Source organism: Comamonas terrigena NBRC 13299 (genome assembly GCF_006740045.1).
Taxonomy (GTDB): domain Bacteria; phylum Pseudomonadota; class Gammaproteobacteria; order Burkholderiales; family Burkholderiaceae_C; genus Comamonas; species Comamonas terrigena.
On the sequence record NZ_AP019749.1, the window covers coordinates 4,277,103 to 4,296,072 of the forward strand.

Below are 18,970 nucleotides of genomic sequence, written 5' to 3' on the forward strand. Positions count from 1 at the left end.
AGGCGAACCGCGAGACCGGCGCCCAGGCAGTGCTCAGCGCTGCACGCCCCATTTGCGCACCGTCAGGCGCTCCAGCGTGTGAAAGCCCAGGGTCTCCACCAGCAGGCCGATGGCGATCACGGTGAGCAGGCCGGCAAACACCTTGTCGGTGTAGAGCTCGTTGCGGTTCTGGAAGATGTACCAGCCCAGCCCGCCTTTGCCGGAGGAGGCACCGAACACCAGCTCGGCAGCAATCAGCGTGCGCCAGGCAAAGGCCCAGGCGATCTTCAGGCCCGACAGAATCGACGGCAGCGCGGCCGGAATCAGGATCTGCAGCACATAGCGCACACCGGACAGACCGTAGTTGCGCCCCGCCATGCGCAGCGTCTCGGGCACGGCCTGGAAGCCGGCATAGGTGTTCAGCGCCAGCGGCCACAGCACCGAATGCACCAGCACGAACAGCAGGCTGCCCTGGCCCAGACCGAACCACAGCAGCGCCAGCGGCAGCAACGCAATCGCAGGCAGCGGGTTGAACATGCTGGTCAGCGTGGTCAGCAGATCGCGCCCCAGCTGGGTGGACACCGCCAGCGTGGTCAGCACCAGCGCACCGACAATGCCCAGGGCATAGCCCTGCACCAGCACCACCAGCGAAGCCACGGCCTTGCCCAGCAGTTCGCCGCTGGCCCAGCCTTCCACCAGAGCGCGCACCGTGGCGGTGAACGTGGGCAGCAGCAGATCGTTGTCCTGCCACAGCGCCAGCGCCTGCCACAGCGCTGCCAGCACGGCCAGGATCAGCCCCCGGCGCACGGCGGCCAGTCCCCACAGCCGGGCAAACCAGGACAGGGGCTGGGTGGGTGCGACCGTGCCCAGAGGCTCCAGCGCGCGTTCGTATTCCGGGCGCACCGGCGGCTGGGTGGCCGCCTGGGGGTTGAGGTCCGGGATGGCGGTGATCGTGCTCATGGCGTGCTCACAGGCTGACGGGCATGGTGGCCCAGGTGGGTTGCAGGCCGTCCGCCAGATCGCGCGCCTCCCGCACGGGCGGGGCCGCCGACGGCGGCTGCGCACCGGGGGCAGCGGGCGAAGCGGCCACGGGCGGCGCCTCGAACAGCAGGCGGTGGATGCGCTGGGCCGTGGCCTGGAAGGCTTCGCTGCCCTGGCTGGCCAGATCGAAGGCATGGCTGTTGACCTCGGCCCGCACCCGACCCGGATGGGGCGAGAGGATGGCAATCCGGTTGCCCACCACCAGCGCCTCTTCGATCGAGTGGGTGACAAACACCAGCGTGAATCGGAACTCCTCCCACAGCGCCAGCAGCTCCTCCTGCATGCGGCGGCGGGTCAGCGCATCCAGCGCGGCAAACGGCTCGTCCATCAGCAGCACGCGCGGCTGCATGGCCAGCGCACGGGCAATGGCCACGCGCTGCTTCATGCCTCCGGACAGCTGGTGCGGGTGCGCGTCGGCAAACTGCGTCAGGCCCACCTTGGCGATCACGGCATCGGCGCGCTCGCGTGCCGCTGCGCGTGGCAGCTGACCGGAGGCCAGCAGCGGGAACATCACGTTCTCGCGCACCGTCTTCCAGGGCGGCAGCTGGTCAAACTCCTGGAACACCACCACCCGGTCCGGGCCAGGTCCGTGCACCGGCTGGCCGTCCAGCAGGATCTGCCCTTCGGCCGGGGTGATGAAGCCGCCCAGCGCCTTGAGCAGGCTGCTCTTGCCGCAGCCCGAAGCGCCCAGCAGCACAAAGCGGTCGCCTTCGAACACGTCCAGGCTGACCCGGTGCGTGGCCCGCACCTGCTGCCGCGCCGTGGCGTAGACCAGGCTCACATCCTGCACCTGCAGCAGCGGCTGGGTGCCGTGCTCTGCGTGCGCCGACGCTTCGCCTGCGGCAGCGGCGGCAGGTGCAGCCGTCTCCTGCCCCACCGCCGTTCTGTGCACCGGCGCCGCGTGGGTCGGCCACGGCATGACGGCGGCGGGTACCGCTGCGGCTTCGGCCAGATCGGTGTGCCAATGGCCCCCGGCCATCAGCCCGGCGGGGCCTTCCCATTCGGCTGCCAGTTGCTGCCAGAAGCGCTGGCGCACCGCTGCAAAGCGTGTCATCGTCATTTCTCCCAAGCGGAAAACCGGCGCCGCGTCAGTTGCCGCCCGCCACGCGGGGATCGTCAAAGAAGTAATCCGACAGCTGTGCCGGCGTGGCCTTGATGGCCCCCACACGCTGCAGGAACTGGCCCAGCGCCAGCGTGCGCTGCGGCTGCACGGTGAACTGCACCTGCGGGCTGCGGATGACGTCCAGCACCAGCTTGCGGTCCTGCTTGCCGCCAGTGACCTTCAGGTAGATGTCGGCCGCCTGCTCCGGGTTCTTCTGCACGAACTGCGCCGCCTCGTGCAGTGCATCCAGGAAGGCACGGTAGGTCTTGGGGCTGTCGTTGCGGAACTTCTCGGTGGCGTAGAGCACGGTGGATGAGGCCGGTCCGCCCTGCACGTCGTACGAGTTCAGCACCACGCGCGCCTGTGGGTTGGCGGCCAGCTCCTGCTCCTGGAACGGCGGGTTGCCGAAGTGGGCGGTGATTTCCGTGCCGCCCTTGATGATGGCCGCGGCTGCCTCGGGGTGGGGAATGGCTACCTGCAACCGGTCCAGCCTGTTGTACTGTGCGTCGCCCCATTGCTTGGCCGATGCCAGTTGCAGAATGCGCGACTGCACCGACACGCCCACCGCCGGCAGCGCAATGCGGTCCTTGTCGCTGAAATCGGCAATGGTCTTGACGGCCGGGTTGTTGCTCACCAGCAGGTAGGGGAAGTTGCCCAGCGAGGCCACGCCCTTGACGTTCTGCTTGCCCTTGGTGCGGTCCCACAGCGTGAACAGCGGGCCCACGCCGGCGCCGGCGATGTCCACATTGCCGGACAGCAGGGCATCGTTGATGGCTGCGCCGCCGGAAAGCTGCAGAAAGTCCACCTTGATGTCCACGCCCCGGCTCTTGCCGTGCTTTTCGATCAGCTTCTGCTCCTGCGCCACGTTCAGCAGCAGGTAGACGATGCCGAACTGCTGGGCAATGCGCAGCTGGCCTTCCTTGGCATGGGCGGCAGGTGCGGCCATGGCGGCGGCCAGCACCGCAGTGGCGGCCAGGGTGCCGGTCACGGAACGGCGCAGCGCGGGGAGGTGAAAGAATTTTTTCATGGTGAAAGTGAAGTCCAGACGGAGGCTGCGGAGCAGTGTTAGCAGCAGCAACACCTGCTCCTGCAGCGTCAAAGCAACCCGTTCACGCCACGCAATGGCGCAGCATGGGCGGTGGAATCAAGAGTGCTCCCCGGCGGTGCGGCATCTGCAGCGTTGCGGGGCAGCACAGGCAGTGCGCGGCATCAGGCCACGGGCGTATCGCCTTCCACCGTGGTGCGGTAGAGCTTGCGGCGCAGGTGTTCCGGTGTGCCGCTGGCCAGGTGCAGCACCGAACGGTTGTCCCAGAACACCAGGTCGTGCGGCTGCCACTGGTGGCGGTAGACAAACTGCGGCTGCACGCTGTGGGCAAACAGCTGGTCCAGCAGATCGCGGCTTTCGTCATCCGTCAGGCCCAGCACGCGGCTGGTGAAATGCTCGCTGACGAACAGTGCCTTGCGGCCATTGCCGGGATGGGTGTGGACCACGGGGTGGACGGCCGGCTTGACCTCATCGACCTGCGCCTGCGTCAGCGCCGGGCGCCAGGGGCTCTTGGCGCGCAGCGTTTCGTAGTGCAGCAGGTAGCTGTGTTCGGCCTGCAGCCCCTCCAGGCGCTGCTTGACGGCCTGCGGCAGCGCGTCATAGGCGGCATGCTGGTCCGCAAACAGGGTGTCCCCCCCTTCGCTGGGCAGTTCCTGCGCGTGCAGCAGGCTACCCAGAGAAGGCTTTTCCTTGTACGACAGATCGGAATGCCACAGCTGCCCGGCATCGCCCAGCCCCTCCGGCTGGCCCTGGGCATCACGGATGTTGGAGACCTGCAGGATTTCGGGGTGGCCCGCCAGCTGGAACTGGCGCAGCACATGGATCTGCAGCGGGCCCCAGCGGCGGCTGAAATCCACCTGCTGGGCCGGGGTGATGCGCTGGTCGCGGAACACCAGCACATGGTGCTGCCAGTGCGCCTGCTGCAGGCGTTCGAAGTCGGCATCCGACAGCGGACGGGACAGGTCCAGCCCGACCACTTCCGCCCCCAGATTGCCTGCGGCACCCGGGGCCGGCCGGATCACAAAATCCTGCGGCGGCACAGCCGCCTCCTGCAGGCGGGAGGGACGGGAGAAATCGTAGGTGGCGAGGACGGCAGACATGGCGGGCTTCCTTTTTCTGGCGGTCGGATGACGTTGGAAGCCAGTCTAGAAAGCCGCCTTCATTCTGAAAACGAATAAATTTCGACTTACTTATGAACAAATCATCTTTATATGCCACAGCGCCCGCCGCCCGCAGACCCGGGCGGCCTCAGCCCAGCGCGACCTGGGTCGCCCCGGCATCGGACAGCCGCCACAGCAGCTCTTCCAGCGCCTCGGCCGGGGCAGAGCCCAGGTCGACCGCACTGCGCCAGCCTTCGCCGGCCGGCTGCAGGTCCGACAGAAAGTGCAGCACGCCATACAGGCCATCGGCCGCCAGGGCGTTCTGGTCTTCGGCGTCGAACCCCTGCCAGAACCAGTCCTGGAGCGTATGCGCCACCCGGTCCCGGCCCAGGCCCTGCACCTCCAACTGCAGCCAGTCCCAGGTGAACGGCACCATGGTCACGGCTGTGCCAGCCAGTTGCAGCTGCACCGGATCGAACTGCAGACGGCTGCGCGCATCCACGGTCAGGCTGTTGCCGTCCTGCTGCACGATGGCATCCAAGCGGCAAGGCAGGCCCAGTTCCCCTTCGGTGGCCAGCGCACCGTCCGCCGTGCGCAAGGCCGGCTCCACATGGCAGGCCTGCTGCTGCACGGCCTGGGACAGGGTGTCGGTATAGGCGCCGCGCACGGCCTCCAGAAGTTCGCTGAATGTCATGGTGAAGTTTGCACACAGCCCCGCCCCATGGGCGGGAGCTGTCAGAGAGAAGGACGGCCGATCGTAACCCCGTGCAGCACGGCCACCGTGGGTCACCGCGGGCCACCGCGCGCACGCGGGGACCGCCTGGTGCCGTCCCTGCAGGCTGCGTCAGAACTTCATGTCGGCGCGCAACCACCAGGTGCGACCGGTCTCGTTGATGCGCGTGTTGCCGGGCAGACCGAAGCCGGCATTGCCCGCCAGGTTCAGGTGCTCGGCATAGGCCTTGTCGAACAGGTTGTCCACGCCCAGCAGCAGCTTGAGCTGGGGGTTCACGCGGTAGCTGGTGTTGAGCGACAGCACGCCGAAGCCGGCACTGGCCCCCAGATCCTGCCCCACCACATTACCCTGCCCCTGTGCCACGCGGTGCTGGGCCGCCACCAGGCGCCACAGCGCCCCGGCGGTCCAGGGACCCTGGGCATAGTCCAGCCCCAGGCGCAGCTCCACCGGCGGCGTCTGCGGCAGTGGCCGGCCATCGCTGCGGTTCTGCGCCCAGGTGCCGGCCAGCGTGGCCTGCGCCGCCCAGGCGGTGCTCAGCTGGCGGCTGCCCCCCAGCTCCAGACCGGCACGGCGTGCGTCGACGTTGCGCACATTGGAGGCCATGCCCACATAGTCGAACAGGATGTAGTCCTGCACCACGGCGGCATAGCCCGATGCCCAGGCCTGCCAGCCCTCGCCCTTCCACTGCCCGCCCACATCCAGCTGGGTGGTTCTTTCCGGCTTCAGGCTGGCAAAGGCATTGCCTGCCGTGGCGGCGCTGTTGCTGGGCGAGATCAGTTCCCAGTAATCCGGAAAGCGCTGCACATGGCCCAGGCCGGCATAGACCGTGGCGCCGGACGCCAGTTGCTGCTCCCAGCGCACAAACCCGCTGGGCATGGCGCTGCGGTCGCGGTCGTTGTCGGCCGTGGCAGCGGCCATACCGCCCATGCCCCCCATTCCACCCATGCCGCTGCTGCTGGTGGGATAGCGCCAGGCCTCGGACTGGTCCAGGCGCAGCCCGCCCACCCAGCGCGTGCGCTCGCTGGCCTGCCAGCCCAGCTCGGCAAACCAGCCCCAGTTGGCGAACTTGGCATCCCGCGTCCATGCCTGGGTGTCGTAGGACAGGCTGGGCGTGCCGCTGCGCTTGTCGTGCGGGCTGCGCTGGGCGTCAAAACCGGTGACCAGCTGCCAACCGTCAGCCGGCAGCAGCGTCGCCGCCACCCGGCCTCCGGTGGTGGTGCGGCGCACATTGCTGGCCATGCCGCCCGCCATCATGCCGGTGGTGGGGGCCGTGCGCAGCGTGTAGTTGTCCATCACGTGGTCGGCCTGGTTGCGGTAGACCTGGGCCTCCAGCTTGGCCAGCCAGGGCGTGAGGTGCTGCTTTTCAAAGCGCAGGCCCCAGCTGTCGCGGCGGAACTGTGTGCCGTCCATGCTGCGGCCGCCGTAGCGTGCTTCACCATCGCCCGCGCCGGCGCTCAGCTCCAGCAGGGTGTGGGCGTCGGGGGTGAAACCCACGGCCACATCGGTATTCCATTTGTCCCAGCCGGAAGGCACGCGGCGGCCGTTGCCGTCCTTGTAATCCTGCCCATGGGAATGGTTGGCGGTGGCACGCAGATAGACCTGGGCGTTGCCGGCCTCCAGGTCCACGGTCTGGTCGTTCCGGCCACCGCTTGCACCCAGCAGGCTGGCAGACAGGCGGGCGCCGGGTTCGGTGAATTCGGGCGGCAGCCGGTCAAAGCGCACCACCCCGGCCGAGGCACCCGGTCCCCACACCACCGTCTGCGGGCCCTTGACCACCGTCAGCTGGTCATAGGTCTCCGGCGAAATATAGGAGCTGGGTGCATCCATGCGCGCCGGGCAGGCACCGATCAGGTTGGTGCCGTTGGTCAGCAGCGGCAGGCGCGATCCGAACTGGCCGCGGAACACCGGGTCGCTGTTCGACCCGCCGCTGCGCACGGCCGAAAAACCGGGAATGGTCTTGAGGTAGTCGGCCGCATCGCTGGCCGGAATCGGCTGGCGCGGCTGCTTGGGGTCGGCCACCACCTGCACGGGGGAATGGTCGTGCACCGCAGTGACCACCACCTCGCCCAGTGCGCGGCCGGGGGCGTCTGGTGTCGCTTGCGCCGTGTCGCTGGCGTTGGCGTTGGCCGCCACGGCGGCACTGGAGATGCCGATGGCTGGCAACCCGGCCAGCACACAGACCAGGGCGCAGGGCGACCAGCGGAAACGGAACTGCGGGGCACGCGCAGCGGCGGCCCGGGGAAAAACGGAATAAGTTGGCATGCGAAATCCACGCCGCCGCCCACCGGCGCAGGCAGGCACAGGCCATGCGGCCTGCACCCTCCGCACGCGGTCGGCGGGGCTTCAAAACGGGGAAGTTCGCGGCATGCGCTACGGCATGCCGCACTCAGGCGTGGAAGGCTGCGGGCGGACCGCGTGCCGGCAGCGGCGCAGCGGCCAGGCGCGAAAGCGGCGGCTGCGCCGGGGCGTGCCATCCCAGTCCCTGGCGTGGCACAGGCGGACGGTAGACGAGCACGGCCACCGCGGCCGGCGGGCTGAGGGCGATGCACAGCACGCAATCCGGACCATGGTGACCGCCGTGCTCATGCGCAGGTTCGGATGCACTGCCTGCGTCCGGCTCCGCCGCACTGTGCCTATCGTGGCTGTCGTGGGTTTGCTGGGCACTATGGGAGCCGTGGGAGCCGCCGGTATGGCCAGTGCCATGGGCTTCGGCAAGGCTGGCAGGCGCCATGGCCGCCACCGGCCCTGGCATGGCGCGCACGCGCACCCCGGCCCACAGCGCCACCAGCCAGAGTGCAACGCACAGCAGGAGCACCGTGGTGCCCAGGCGTCGGTTGCGTCGAATCTGCTCCAGCATGCGGGCGATTATCTGGTTCCCTGCCTGCAGTGGTGAACGTTTGCGTGCACATGCTGCCTATCGGCCACAGCGGGGTGTCGCCTACATGCCAGATATCTGCGCTGCATCAAGTACGAACCAAGTCCCACGGCATGCCAAGGCAGGCGACAATGCCCCCCATGTCTCAAGACAGTTACCGCCCCCATATGGAAGCAGGCAACGCGCTGGTGCGCGAGGCCCAGCACATTGCCACCGCCGATTTCACCCAGGCACGTGCCCTGTGGCAGGCCGCCGGCAAGGAGTTTTACCGCGCCCACCAGGCCGACCCCGAGCAGGCTGAGGCGGCTTTCCGCCTGGCCCAGGCCTGGATGGCCGAGGCCCATGCCCTGCAAAAGGACGAATCGCCCAACGCGCCCGTGATGTGGGCCAATGCCGCCGCCCAGTGCGAAAAGGCCTTCGACCTGGAGCCCAGCAACGGCCGCATCGCCATGACGGCCGCCAGCTGCCACCACTTTGCTGGCCAGCACGACGCCGCCAAGGCCTGGCGCCAGATCGGCGAACACCTGCTGCATGGCGATGAAGCCGATGCCGGCCAGAGCCAGCACGGCAGCGGTGGCCCTGCAGAAGGCCGCGGCGGCTGACACTCCGGGCCGCCCCTTCCCGCCCCAGGTGACCTCCGCTTACCGGACGGCTGCCTGGTAGACCTGCTTGAGCTGGGCCACATTGCCCAGCAAGGCCGTGGGGCCGGTGCTGCCCATCAGATACCAGCCCTTGGGGTCCAGAAACACCACCTGCCCTTTCTGGCCGGCCGCCGTGCCCTTGACCTGGGCGTTGTCGAACACCTGCTGCGACGGAATGATGGCGCCGCCGCCGGCCGCCTGCCCGGTGGCGGTGTTGCGGTCGATCACATACAGCCACTGCGGGTTGAGCCTGGCCACATCGTCAAAGGTATAGGCCGTGCCGCGCGCCGGCAACTGCTGTGCGGTGAGGGCCGACTGTGCGCCCAGCACATCGAACAGAAAGCCGAAACGTGAACCCGGCGCCTGGGGCATGATCTTGTCGTTCACCGCCATCAGCAGCAGCCCGGGCGCCGCCTGGCTGGAGAGCTGGCGCAACCCCGCCACCGCCTGCTGCATCCGGTCGACCAGCGCCTGGCCCTGGGCCTGCTTGCCATACAGGCTGGCGAGGGCCGTCACATTGCGCCCCATGTCCTGCAGCATCTGCTGGCCGTTGACCGAGAAGTCCACCGTGGGCGCGATCTTGCGCAGCAGCTCGTACTTGGCGGCGGAGCGGCCGCCCACAATGATCAGATCCGGCCGGATCCGGCTCAGCGCCTCGTAATCCGGCTCGAACAGGCTGCCTGCCACGGGATAGCGGGCAGCGGCATAGCCTTGCAGATAGTCCGGAAACTGCGCCTTGGGCACCCCGGCCACCGGCAGGCCCAGGGTGTGCATGGTGTCCAGCGCCCCCAGATCAAACACCACCACGCGCTGCGGTGCAGCAGGCACCCGGGTCACGCCCTTGGCATGCGCGATGGCAATGGGCGCCTGGGCCGCAGCGGGGCTGGCCGCCCAGGCTCCGGCAGCCATTCCCCAGCCGCAGGCCCCTGCCAGGGCAGCAGCCAACCAGTGGCGGCGCGACGGAGTCAGAGGGGTTCCAAGCATGGCATTCCTTTCAATGAAGTTGACTATTCACAACTTCTTGCAGCATCCATCGCTATTTAACACGCTTTTTTGAGCAAAAAACAACAATATGCAAACAAGAACAATTCGCAATCGTACAGCATGTAACTACAATGTAATGAGAACGATTCCTGTTAACGAATTCTTTACTGCAGCTTCATGTCCCGCTCACTGAATTTCCGCCTTTTTGCCCTCTCCGCCATTGCGATGGCCGCCCATCTGACCGCTGCCCAGGCCGCCACCGACACCGTGCTGGGTGAAACCACGGTCCGCGCCACCGCCGAAGAAGAACTCAAACAGGCCCTGGGCGTGTCCGTCATCACCCAGGAAGAGCTGACCGAACGCGCTCCCGCCAATGACATTTCCGAGCTGGTGCGCACCATGCCGGGCGTCAACCTGACCGGCAACTCCGCTTCCGGCCAGTACGGCAACAACCGCCAGATCGACCTGCGCGGCATGGGCCCGGAAAACACGCTGATCCTGATCGACGGCAAGCCCGTGCAATCGCGCAATGGCGCCAAGATGGGCCGCAGCGGCGAGCGCGACACCCGTGGCGACTCCAACTGGGTCCCGGTGGAAGCCATCGAGCGCATCGAAGTCATCCGTGGCCCTGCGGCCGCACGCTACGGTTCGGGCGCCGCCGGTGGTGTGGTGAACATCATCACCAAGAAGCCCACCGACAAGCTGCAAGGCTCGGTCACCGTCTACGGCAAGTTCCAGGAAGACTCCAAGGAAGGCGATACCAAGCGCAGCAGCTTCAACCTGTCCGGCCCGCTGGCAGAAAACCTGTCCTTCCGCCTGTTCGGCAACATGGCCCACAGCGATGCCGACAGCCCCGACCTGAACCGCACTGCCGCCACCACCACCGCCATGGCCCCCGCCGGCCGCGAAGGTGTGAAGAACAAGGACATCAACGCCCTGCTGCGTTGGGACCTGACGCCCCAGCAGGTGCTGGAGTTCGAGATGGGCGCCAGCCGCCAGACCAACGAATACGCCGGTGAAACCGCCGTCAGCATCGACGCCAATGCACCCATCCGCGAATCGCTGCTGGGCCAGGAAACCAACCGCACCAACCGCAACACCCTGGGTGTGACCCACCGCGGCAAATGGGACTGGGGCACCTCGCGCCTGATCTTCCAGTACGAAAACACCCGCCGCTGGCAAAACCCCGTGGCGCTGGCCGGTGGCCCCGAAGGCTCCATCAGCAGCACCACGGACAAAATCACTTCCAAGCTGGGCAACTACTTCCTGTCCGGGGAAGTGAACACCCCGCTGAAGCTGGGCGGCACCACGCACATGCTGACCACGGGCTTCGAGTACCGCAACGAGAAGCTGGACGATGCCGCAGCCATGAGCCTGACGACGGGCACGGGCGCCAACAACGTCGGTGGCCTGGTGGGCAGCGCAGGCACCCGCAGCGGCAAGTCCGATGCACAGAACTTCGCGCTGTTCGTGGAAGACAACTTCGAGCCCATCCAGAACCTGATCCTGACCCCGGGTGTGCGCTTTGACCACCACAGCCAGTCGGGCAACAACTGGAGCCCCAGCCTGAATGCCACCTACCAGCTGAACGACAGCTGGCAGGTCAAGGGCGGTATTGCCCGTGCCTTCAAGGCGCCCAATCTGTACCAGACCAACAACAACTACCTGTACTTCACCATGGGCAATGGCTGCCCGGTGAGTTCGCCCAGCCTGGGCGGTGGTTGCTACGTCGTGGGTAACCCCGATCTGCAGGCCGAAACCAGCATCAACAAGGAACTGGGGGTTGCGTACACCAACCACAACGGTCTGGACGCCAGCCTGAGCTACTTCCAGAACGACTACAAGGACAAGATCTATGCCGAAATGAACGACGGCACGCCGGTCGTGGTCGGCACCTCCCAGGTCTACCAGTGGATGAATGCCAGCAAGGCCATCGTCAAGGGCTTCGAAGGCAATCTGACCGTGCCGCTGGATGGCAAGAACGGCAACACGCTGAAGCTGGTGAACAACTTCACCTACATGCTGAAGAACCACAACAAGGACAGCAACCAACCGCTGTCCGTGATTCCCAAGTACACCGTGAACTCCACACTGGACTGGACCATCAACGCCAACTGGTCGACCCAGCTGAACGCCACGTTCTACGGCCGCCAGGAACCCCGCACCATCCAGACCGGCGGTGCGGCCTCCACCGGTGCACAGCTGCAGGAAGTGAGCTCCTACGCCCTGTACGGCATTGGCGCACAGTACAAGATCAACAAGTCTTATGCGCTGAACTTCGGCATCACCAACCTGGCGGACAAGCGCCTGTACCGCGAGTCCAACAACTCCGCCGCAGGCGCCTCCACCTACAACGAACTGGGACGCGCCTACTACGTGTCGCTGACCGGCCGCTTCTAAGCCGCGCGCCCCTGTGCCCGGTGCAGCCCCGGCGCTGTACCCGGCAGGGGCAACTTCCAGCGCTTGTCGCAGACTGCAGCACACGCGGACCTGCCCACCCGGGCAGTCCGCGCACCCGCAGCTGTGACACCATCAAGCCTGCAGCTCTGGCTGCAGGCTTTTGCATTGTTTCTTCCCCCTGCCGCCCCATGACATCCCCTGCCGCGCACCTGGATGGCTACGTCACCGACGTGGCCTACCCCGACTACTTCCACCGCGAGCTCATGCCCGTCTGGCTGTGCAGCACCCTGCAGGCATTGGGGCGCCGCACACCCGATCTGCAGCAGCCCTACACCTGGCTGGAACTGGGCTGCGGCACAGGCATCAGCACGGTCATTGCGGCGGCCACCAACCCACGGGGACATTTCATCGGTCTGGACCTCAATCCGGATGCCATCGCCCAGGCACAGGCCCTGGCACAGGCGGTGGGCGTGGCCAATGTGCGCTTCGTGTGCCAGAGCTTTGAGGCCGCGCTGCACTCGACCGATGCCGCATTGCCCCCCTGTGATTTCATCGTCAGCCACGGGGTGTACTCCTGGATCAGCGCCAGCAACCGCGCCGCCCTGCGCCAGCTGCTGGAACGCCACCTGCAGCCCGGCGGTGTGCTGTACCTGGCCTATATGAGCCAGCCCGGCTCCGCCTCCATGGCCGCCGCGCAAAAACTGGCACACCTGACCACGCAGGGCATGGCCGGCGGCTCCACGGACAAGGCCGATGCCGGCCTGGCCCTGCTGCAGCAGATGACCGAAGCCGGCACCGGCTACTGCAGCGAACATCCGCGCATTGCGGCGGAACTGGGCCAGTTGCGCGGCATGGACCGCCGCTACATCGCCCATGAATTTCTGAACGCGCACTGGGAGTCCCTGCACGTGGCCGATGTCATGGCCGATCTCGCACGGGCCGGCTGTGATTACGCCGGCAGTGCCACGCTGCTGGAAAACATCGACGGTGCGTCGCTGCCCGAACAGTCCCTGCCGCTGCTGAACCGCCTGCGCCAGCAAGGCTGCAGCGTGGCCGCCCAGGAAACCTTCAAGGACATTGCCCGCAACCAGAACCAGCGCCGCGACCTCTACCAGTGCCAGCACCCCCAGGGCAATATGCTGTCCGCCGACGCACACCGCCACGCCTTGCTGTCGCAGCGCATCGCCCTGCTGCCTGCCGCACCCTCGCTGCAGGCGTCCTTGCCGGCCGCCTTCACGCTCGACACCCGCATCGGTCCGGTGCAGATGCCCATGGCCCATGTGGCCCCGCTGCTGGCGGCGCTGCAGAAGGGCCCGCAAAGCTATGCCCAGCTGGTGCAGCTGCCGCTGTATGCCCAGCAGCCCGGCGCGGTCAGCCAGTTGCTGCAGCTGCTGGCCTGGGTGGGCTGGGTGCAATTCGTGCGGCCGGACTGGCAGGCCGACGCATCCCTGGCCCCAGCCACATCAGCCATGCTGGAACGCTTGAATGCGGCGCTGGCCCTGCGCCCCTGCGGCCAGCCGGCCGTGCATTACCAGGCCCATGCGGCCGCGGGCAGCGCCATTCCGATGCCTTAAGCGTGTGCCCCGCACCGCGCACCGCGTCGCGGGCTGGGGGCCGAAAACGGGAACAAAAAAGGGACGATAGTGCCCCTTTTTTTTACGCTGCACTGCAGTGCGGCAGCGGCGTCACGAACGGCACGTGGCCAGCATGTCCAGCTCCGGCTTGTAGAGCGGGCTGCGCACATCCAGCATGCCCAGCACGGTGTGGAAGTAGTTGTCGTGGGTGATGCGCTGGTCCACCCCGGAACGGGCGCAGGCCTCTTTCATGCCGGTGCGCGCCTGCAGGCTGCCCGGCCACAGCACCCAGGGCACATGCTTTTGCGTGTCGGGGGCAATCGCATAGGGCAGGCCATGCAGATACAGGCCGTTCTCGCCCAGGGATTCTCCGTGGTCGGACACGTACATCAGTGCCGTCGCGTACTGGTCCTGCTTCTTCTGCAGCCAGTCGATGGTCCTGGCCAGAAACAGGTCGGTTTCGCGCATGCTGTTGTCATACACATTGACCAGTTCGGCATGGCTGCAGTCCGAGGTCACGTGCGTGGTGCACTCCGGCTTGAACTGCTTGGTCTGCGCACTGGAGCGGCGGTAGTAGGCCGGTCCGTGGCTGCCCATCTGGTGCAGCACCAGCACCGCGCCCTTGCTGCGTGCGGCTTCGGGCAGCGCCTGCAGGCGCTGGTCCAGCAGGCCCACCATCAGCTGGTCCAGGCACTCCCCGTCCTTGCACCATTGCTTGACCTCGGCCGGCGTGGCCACCTGGTCGGCCTGGGCGTGGGGAATGCGGTCGCACACGCCTTTGCAGCCGGCCTGGTTGTCCAGCCAGTCCACACCCAGACCGGCGGCCTGCAGCACGTCCATCAGACTGCCGTATTCGAACTTGCGGCCTTCATAGCCCGACTTACCCAGGTGCGAGAACATGCAGGGCACCGACGCCAGCGTGTTGGTTCCGCAGGACCAGGCCTGGCGCCAGTTGATGACCTGGCGCGCCGCCAGTTCGGGCGTGGTGTCACGCGGGTAGCCGTTCAGGCCGAAGTGGTCGGCGCGCGTGGTCTCTCCCACCACCAGCACCAGCAGCGGCGGCTTGTGCGTGGCGGCAGCAACGGCCGACGCAGCACCATAGCTGCTGCCCAGGGCAGCGCCCTCCGTGATGGCGCGGAACGGCCGGTTCGGCTTGAAAATGGGTTTGAGCGTGACCTGTGCGAACGACACCACCGTGGCCAGGGGGTTGATCAGAAAGCGGATCTCCGTGTGGTTGCGGATCAGCGGCGCCAGCTGGCGGTACATGGCCACGCTGCCCCCCAGCAGGGTGCCCAGCGCCAGCAGCACCGCCAGGGCCGACAGGCCCCAGGCACGCCGCCCCCGGCTTTCCTGCCAGCGCACACCACGGTACAGCCACAGCACCGGCAGTCCGGCAAACACTGCCACATGCACCAGCATGAGCGGACTGAACAGCGCCATGCCCTCGGTGAAGTTGGTCTGCATCACATTGCGCACCATGCTGCTGTCCATCACCATGCCGTAGTGCAGCATGTAGTACTGCACCACCGCGGACAGCACCAGGATGGCACTCCAGGCACCCCGGCGCAGGCGGGGCCAGGACCACAGCATGAACCACAGGTAGGTGGCACAGCCCACCAGCACCGCCATCACCGCCCGGCGCAGCATCCAGGGGTCCGAGAAATCGGCCAGCCCTGCCAGCTTGTGCCACAGGGCCTGGTTCAGCAGCAAGGTACACCACAGCACCAGCACCCCGGCCACGGTGCGGGGCGAGAGCTGCAGCACGGGCCAGCGCCAGCGGCGGCCGGCATGCGGCGGCGCAGCATCGGCGGCAGAAACGGAATCGGACATGGGGAGTGCCACCGCAGCGATGGCATCGCCGCGGCCGGGAAACATATTGTGCATGGGCCCGTACAGTAGGGCCCCAAGCTGAACCTGCAGTGAACCCTCTGTTCAGACTCCATTCAGCTCTCGTGCAAAGCCGCCTTTTTCAACACGGACTGCCAGCGTCTCTACACTGGTGTTTTCCGTTCATGATCCTGCACCATGCGAATACTGTTGGTGGAAGACGATGCAGCCCTGGCCCAGGCGGTGCTGGGCTATCTGCACAGCAAGCAATTCAAGGTGGATCTGGCACCCGACCTGACGACTGCACGCGCCCTGGTGGCCGTGACCCACTACGCCACCATCCTGCTGGACCTGAACCTGCCTGACGGCGATGGACTGGAATTGCTGCAGCACCTGCCCCGGCGGGACGATGCCCCCACCGTGGTGGTGGTGACCGCTCGCGACCAGGTCAGCGACCGCATCCGCGGCCTGGACACCGGCGCGGACGACTACCTGGTCAAACCCTATGACCCCGAGGAGCTGTTGGCCCGGTTGCGCGCCATCGAACGCCGTCGCAGTGCCCAGGCCAGCCCGGTGCTGCAGCGGGGCCCCGTCAGCATCGACCTGGCGCGCGAGGTGGTCAAGGTCGACAGCCTGCCGGTGGTGCTCACGCCCAAGGAATGGGCCCTGCTGCGGGTGCTGGCCAGCCGGCCGGAGCAGACCTTCACCCGCGAGCGGCTGCTGGAGGCGCTCTACCAATGGGACAGCACCTCGGACAGCAACACCCTGGAGGTGTTCATCAGCCGGCTGCGCCGCAAACTGGGCAGCCCCCTGATACAGACCGTGCGCGGCACAGGCTACCGGCTGGCGGTGGCATGAAGTCCGCCCCCGTCAGCCTGGCCCGCCGCCTGACCCGCCCGCTGGTGGTGGCGGTGATCACCGTCTGGGCACTGGGCACGGCCCTGGTCGCCTGGTATGTCGATGCCCAGATCCAGCACAACTTCGACACCGAACTGGTGGAGAGTGCCCACCGCCAGCTCTACCCGGCCCTGCTGGACGTGCGCCAGTCGCGCATCGACGCGGACACCCCGGACCAGGAGATACTGACCATGGGGGAGGTGCCCGGTGACGACCATCCGGAACCCTTGCTGCTGCAAGTGCGCACCCCCGACGGCAAGGTGCTGCTGCGCTCGCGCGGCGCCCCCATCACACCGTTCGACGCCCCCTTGAAGCCGGGGTTTCACAACTCCATCGAACACCGCATCTACACGCTGTACACGCCGCAGGACGACCTGTGGCTGCAGCTGGCCGACCCGCTGGGCGAACGTGCCGAAATCCGCAGCGGCACACTGACTGGCCTGATCACCGTGTTGCTGCTGATGCTGCCGGTGCTGACCGGCCTGATCCGCCACATTGCCCGCAAGGAACTGCGCAGCGTGCAATGGCTGCAGCAGCAAATCACTGAGCGCAGCAGCAGCAATCTGCAGCCCCTGGTACTGCAGGACCTGCCGCTGGAGCTGCGCCAGGTGGGCGAAGGCGTGAACCAGCTGATGGACCGCCTGCACCAGGCCCTGGATGTGGAACGTGCTCTGGCCGCCAATGCCGCGCACGAGCTGCGCACCCCGCTGGCCTCCGTGCGGCTGCGGCTGCACACGGCGGTGGAGCAGGCCCAGCTGCAAGGCAGCACACAGATTGCCGTGGGCGAGGCGCAAACCGCCCTCACCGCCCTGGAAACCCTGAGCCACCGGACCGAGCGGCTGCTGCAGCTGTCACGTGCCGAAGCGGGGAACACCGCGCGCTTTCACACCATCGATCTGCTGCAGCTGGCCACCACCATGGCCCAGGAGTTCTGGCAGCACCCCCGCGCCCAGCGGCGACTGGACTGGGAGCCACCCGAGGATGCGGCACCGGTCTGGGTGCAGGGCGATATGGACACACTGGCCATTGCGCTGCGCAACCTGATCGACAACGCCCTCACCTATTCCGGCGGCGAGGTGGTGCTGACCGTGCTGCGCCAGCCACCGGCCCTGGTCGTACGCGACGACGGTCCTGGCCTGGATGCGACACAGCGCCTGCAGATCCAGGAGCGCCATGTGCGCGGTGACACCCGCCACATCGGCTACGGGCTGGGCATGTCGATTGTGCGCAGCATTGCCGACCGGCACAGCGCCCAGCTGGAGCTGCTGTCGCCTCCGCCCGGCAAGGCACAGGGGCTGGAAGTGCGGCTGGTGTTTGCCACCATCACCGAAGAGGATCTGGCATCAGCCCCCCAGCCGCTGACGTGATGACCGTTCAGCGCGGTACGCTGCGCAGCAGCTCGGGCAGGTGGCTGAAGGCAAACAGCAGCAGACCGATGGCACCGCCCACCAGGGTGCCGTTGATGCGGATGAACTGCAGGTCCTTTCCGATGTGCTGCTCCACCAGGGCCGACAGCTCGCGCGCGTCCCAGCGCTGCACGGTTTCGCGGATGTGGCGGGCAATGAACTCCGACACCTCGGGCGCCAGCGCCTGCGCCCAGCGCTCCAGCCGTTCGTTCATGGAGCGGCGCAGCGCCGCATCCTGCGCCAGCGACAGGCCCAGCCAGCGCCCCAGACCGCCCAGCTTGCGCGCGATATGGGATTTCGGGTTGTCCAGATCCGCCTCCAGGCGCTGGCGCATGCCGCTCCACAGGTCGCGCAGATAGGCGGCCAGCTTCTCGTCGTGCAGCAGATAGTGGCGCGCCTGCTCGGCGCGCGCGGCGTAGTCCGGGTCGTTCTGCAGCCGTACGATCAGCCGCTGCACGGCCGCATCGAAGGCCTCGCGCATGCGGTGCTGGGGGTTGTGGGCAATGTCGTCCAGCAGGCTTTCCAGCGCCTGGGCCACCAATTCGGCGCCCTTGTCGCCCAGCCAGTCGGTGGGCAGCATTTTTTCCTTCAACGGGTGCTCGCGCTTGAGCCACTGCACGATGGCCTCGGCAATGAAATGGTGCGTATCGGCCTGCTGCAGCACGCCGCCGATGCGGCGCAGCACATCGTCCAGCACCGCCTGGTGGCGCCCGCCTTGCGTCAATGCCCCCAGCACCGTGGCCAGCGAGCGTGACAGGTCCACCTGTGCCAGCACGCCACGCAGCGTCTGGGTCAGCAACCGCTCCACCTGGCGGTCCTGCACCATCTCCAGCCCGGCCTGGGCCAGGCGGGCCAGCTGGCGGCCCAGCAGCTGGCTGTTGCCGGGCGCGCCCAGCCAGTCGGCCAGCGACTGGGCGGCATCGTGGCGGCGCAGCAGTGCCACCAGCGAGGGCGCATCCAGGAATTTGTCGCGCACGAACACGGCCAGGTTCTCACCGATACGGTCCTTGTTGCGCGGGATGATCGCCGTGTGCCGCTGCACCCAGGGAATGGGGATGTGGCGAAACAGGGCCGACACCGCAAACCAGTCGGCCAGCGCGCCCACCATGGCGGCTTCGGCCACGGATTGCAGGCAGCGCACCAGCAGCGTCTGGTGCAGAAAATGCGTGGCCACAAACACGGCCGTCACCAGAAGCAGCAAACCCAGCGCCAGGCGCTTGGCGCGTTGCAGTGCGGATGCAGTCGAAGTCATAGGCGTGCGGTTCACTCCGGCGCGCTGCAGCAGCCCATCTGCTCCAGCGGCGGTTTCAGCCTAGCACGCGTTGGTGGCTGCCCGGTGTAGGGCGCTCCCGCAGCCGCAGCACGG

15 protein-coding genes are annotated in these 18,970 nt (G+C 67.2%); 5 read left to right on the forward strand and 10 right to left on the reverse strand.

Annotation, left to right across the window (positions count from 1 at the left end):
• Window positions 1-33: 33 nt before the first annotated feature.
• The 7 genes from CT3_RS19315 to CT3_RS19345 all read right to left on the reverse strand — a co-directional run bounded on the left by CT3_RS19315 (window position 34) and on the right by CT3_RS19345 (window position 7,857).
• Window positions 34-939, reverse strand: a complete 906-nt coding sequence (locus CT3_RS19315; RefSeq protein ID WP_066541240.1) for an ABC transporter permease — start codon at window positions 937-939, stop codon at window positions 34-36.
• Window positions 940-946: 7 nt separating this feature from the next.
• Window positions 947-1,939, reverse strand: coding sequence for an ABC transporter ATP-binding protein (locus CT3_RS19320; RefSeq protein ID WP_083520644.1), 993 nt, complete (start codon window positions 1,937-1,939; stop codon window positions 947-949).
• A gap of 169 nt (window positions 1,940-2,108) precedes the next feature.
• The gene (locus CT3_RS19325) at window positions 2,109-3,149 is read right to left on the reverse strand and encodes an ABC transporter substrate-binding protein (RefSeq protein WP_066541571.1); all 1,041 of its coding nucleotides are present in this window, start codon (window positions 3,147-3,149) and stop codon (window positions 2,109-2,111) included.
• Window positions 3,150-3,331: 182 nt separating this feature from the next.
• Window positions 3,332-4,267, reverse strand: coding sequence for a TauD/TfdA dioxygenase family protein (locus CT3_RS19330; protein WP_066541242.1), 936 nt, complete (start codon window positions 4,265-4,267; stop codon window positions 3,332-3,334).
• 148 nt (window positions 4,268-4,415) lie between these two features.
• Window positions 4,416-4,961 (reverse strand): hypothetical protein, encoded by a 546-nt coding sequence (locus CT3_RS19335; protein WP_066541244.1) that lies wholly within the window; start codon window positions 4,959-4,961, stop codon window positions 4,416-4,418.
• 150 nt (window positions 4,962-5,111) lie between these two features.
• Window positions 5,112-7,262 (reverse strand): TonB-dependent copper receptor, encoded by a 2,151-nt coding sequence (locus CT3_RS19340; protein ID WP_066541246.1) that lies wholly within the window; start codon window positions 7,260-7,262, stop codon window positions 5,112-5,114.
• A 124-nt stretch (window positions 7,263-7,386) separates the two neighbouring features.
• Window positions 7,387-7,857 (reverse strand): hypothetical protein, encoded by a 471-nt coding sequence (locus CT3_RS19345; RefSeq protein WP_066541248.1) that lies wholly within the window; start codon window positions 7,855-7,857, stop codon window positions 7,387-7,389.
• Between the two features lie 158 nt (window positions 7,858-8,015).
• Between CT3_RS19345 and CT3_RS19350 the strand changes: the two genes are divergently transcribed.
• Entirely contained in the window at window positions 8,016-8,477 is a 462-nt protein-coding gene (locus tag CT3_RS19350) for a hypothetical protein (RefSeq protein ID WP_066541250.1), read from the forward strand.
• A gap of 39 nt (window positions 8,478-8,516) precedes the next feature.
• On the opposite strand, the gene CT3_RS19355 is transcribed toward CT3_RS19350, so the two are convergent.
• Window positions 8,517-9,500 (reverse strand): siderophore ABC transporter substrate-binding protein, encoded by a 984-nt coding sequence (locus CT3_RS19355; RefSeq protein WP_225608865.1) that lies wholly within the window; start codon window positions 9,498-9,500, stop codon window positions 8,517-8,519.
• Between the two features lie 177 nt (window positions 9,501-9,677).
• Between CT3_RS19355 and CT3_RS19360 the strand changes: the two genes are divergently transcribed.
• Both CT3_RS19360 and CT3_RS19365 read left to right on the forward strand, forming a co-directional pair.
• Entirely contained in the window at window positions 9,678-11,900 is a 2,223-nt protein-coding gene (locus CT3_RS19360; RefSeq protein WP_066541254.1) for a FepA family TonB-dependent siderophore receptor, read from the forward strand.
• A 188-nt stretch (window positions 11,901-12,088) separates the two neighbouring features.
• The gene (locus CT3_RS19365; RefSeq protein WP_066541264.1) at window positions 12,089-13,474 is read left to right on the forward strand and encodes a class I SAM-dependent methyltransferase; all 1,386 of its coding nucleotides are present in this window, start codon (window positions 12,089-12,091) and stop codon (window positions 13,472-13,474) included.
• Window positions 13,475-13,585: 111 nt separating this feature from the next.
• Here CT3_RS19365 and CT3_RS19370 read toward each other — a convergent pair whose 3' ends face one another.
• Window positions 13,586-15,358, reverse strand: a complete 1,773-nt coding sequence (locus CT3_RS19370; RefSeq protein ID WP_227657837.1) for a phosphoethanolamine transferase — start codon at window positions 15,356-15,358, stop codon at window positions 13,586-13,588.
• Window positions 15,359-15,499: 141 nt separating this feature from the next.
• Here CT3_RS19370 and CT3_RS19375 point away from each other — a divergent pair, with 141 nt between their 5' ends.
• Entirely contained in the window at window positions 15,500-16,159 is a 660-nt protein-coding gene (locus tag CT3_RS19375) for a response regulator (protein WP_066541267.1), read from the forward strand.
• Window positions 16,156-17,565 (forward strand): ATP-binding protein, encoded by a 1,410-nt coding sequence (locus CT3_RS19380; RefSeq protein WP_066541269.1) that lies wholly within the window; start codon window positions 16,156-16,158, stop codon window positions 17,563-17,565. Before CT3_RS19375 ends, CT3_RS19380 begins: the two co-directional genes overlap by 4 nt.
• Before the next feature lie 7 nt (window positions 17,566-17,572).
• Here the strand turns inward: CT3_RS19380 and CT3_RS19385 are convergent, their stop codons facing one another.
• Complete coding sequence (locus tag CT3_RS19385) at window positions 17,573-18,856, reverse strand: DUF445 domain-containing protein (RefSeq protein ID WP_066541271.1); 1,284 nt, start codon at window positions 18,854-18,856, stop codon at window positions 17,573-17,575.
• Between the last annotated feature and the right edge of the window lie 114 nt (window positions 18,857-18,970).

Bases quoted from the DNA above. Each gene is read 5' to 3' on its own strand.
- CT3_RS19380 (WP_066541269.1), top strand. From the start codon at position 16,156: ATGAAGTCCGCCCCCGTCAGCCTGGCCCGCCGCCTGACCCGCCCGCTG.
- CT3_RS19385 (WP_066541271.1), bottom strand. From the start codon at position 18,856: ATGACTTCGACTGCATCCGCACTGCAACGCGCCAAGCGCCTGGCGCTG.
- CT3_RS19360 (WP_066541254.1), top strand. From the start codon at position 9,678: ATGTCCCGCTCACTGAATTTCCGCCTTTTTGCCCTCTCCGCCATTGCG.
- CT3_RS19350 (WP_066541250.1), top strand. From the start codon at position 8,016: ATGTCTCAAGACAGTTACCGCCCCCATATGGAAGCAGGCAACGCGCTG.
- CT3_RS19370 (WP_227657837.1), bottom strand. From the start codon at position 15,358: ATGCACAATATGTTTCCCGGCCGCGGCGATGCCATCGCTGCGGTGGCA.
- CT3_RS19330 (WP_066541242.1), bottom strand. From the start codon at position 4,267: ATGTCTGCCGTCCTCGCCACCTACGATTTCTCCCGTCCCTCCCGCCTG.
- CT3_RS19315 (WP_066541240.1), bottom strand. From the start codon at position 939: ATGAGCACGATCACCGCCATCCCGGACCTCAACCCCCAGGCGGCCACC.
- CT3_RS19320 (WP_083520644.1), bottom strand. From the start codon at position 1,939: ATGCCGTGGCCGACCCACGCGGCGCCGGTGCACAGAACGGCGGTGGGG.
- CT3_RS19375 (WP_066541267.1), top strand. From the start codon at position 15,500: ATGCGAATACTGTTGGTGGAAGACGATGCAGCCCTGGCCCAGGCGGTG.
- CT3_RS19325 (WP_066541571.1), bottom strand. From the start codon at position 3,149: ATGAAAAAATTCTTTCACCTCCCCGCGCTGCGCCGTTCCGTGACCGGC.
- CT3_RS19365 (WP_066541264.1), top strand. From the start codon at position 12,089: ATGACATCCCCTGCCGCGCACCTGGATGGCTACGTCACCGACGTGGCC.
- CT3_RS19345 (WP_066541248.1), bottom strand. From the start codon at position 7,857: ATGCTGGAGCAGATTCGACGCAACCGACGCCTGGGCACCACGGTGCTC.
- CT3_RS19355 (WP_225608865.1), bottom strand. From the start codon at position 9,500: ATGCTTGGAACCCCTCTGACTCCGTCGCGCCGCCACTGGTTGGCTGCT.
- CT3_RS19340 (WP_066541246.1), bottom strand. From the start codon at position 7,262: ATGCCAACTTATTCCGTTTTTCCCCGGGCCGCCGCTGCGCGTGCCCCG.
- CT3_RS19335 (WP_066541244.1), bottom strand. From the start codon at position 4,961: ATGACATTCAGCGAACTTCTGGAGGCCGTGCGCGGCGCCTATACCGAC.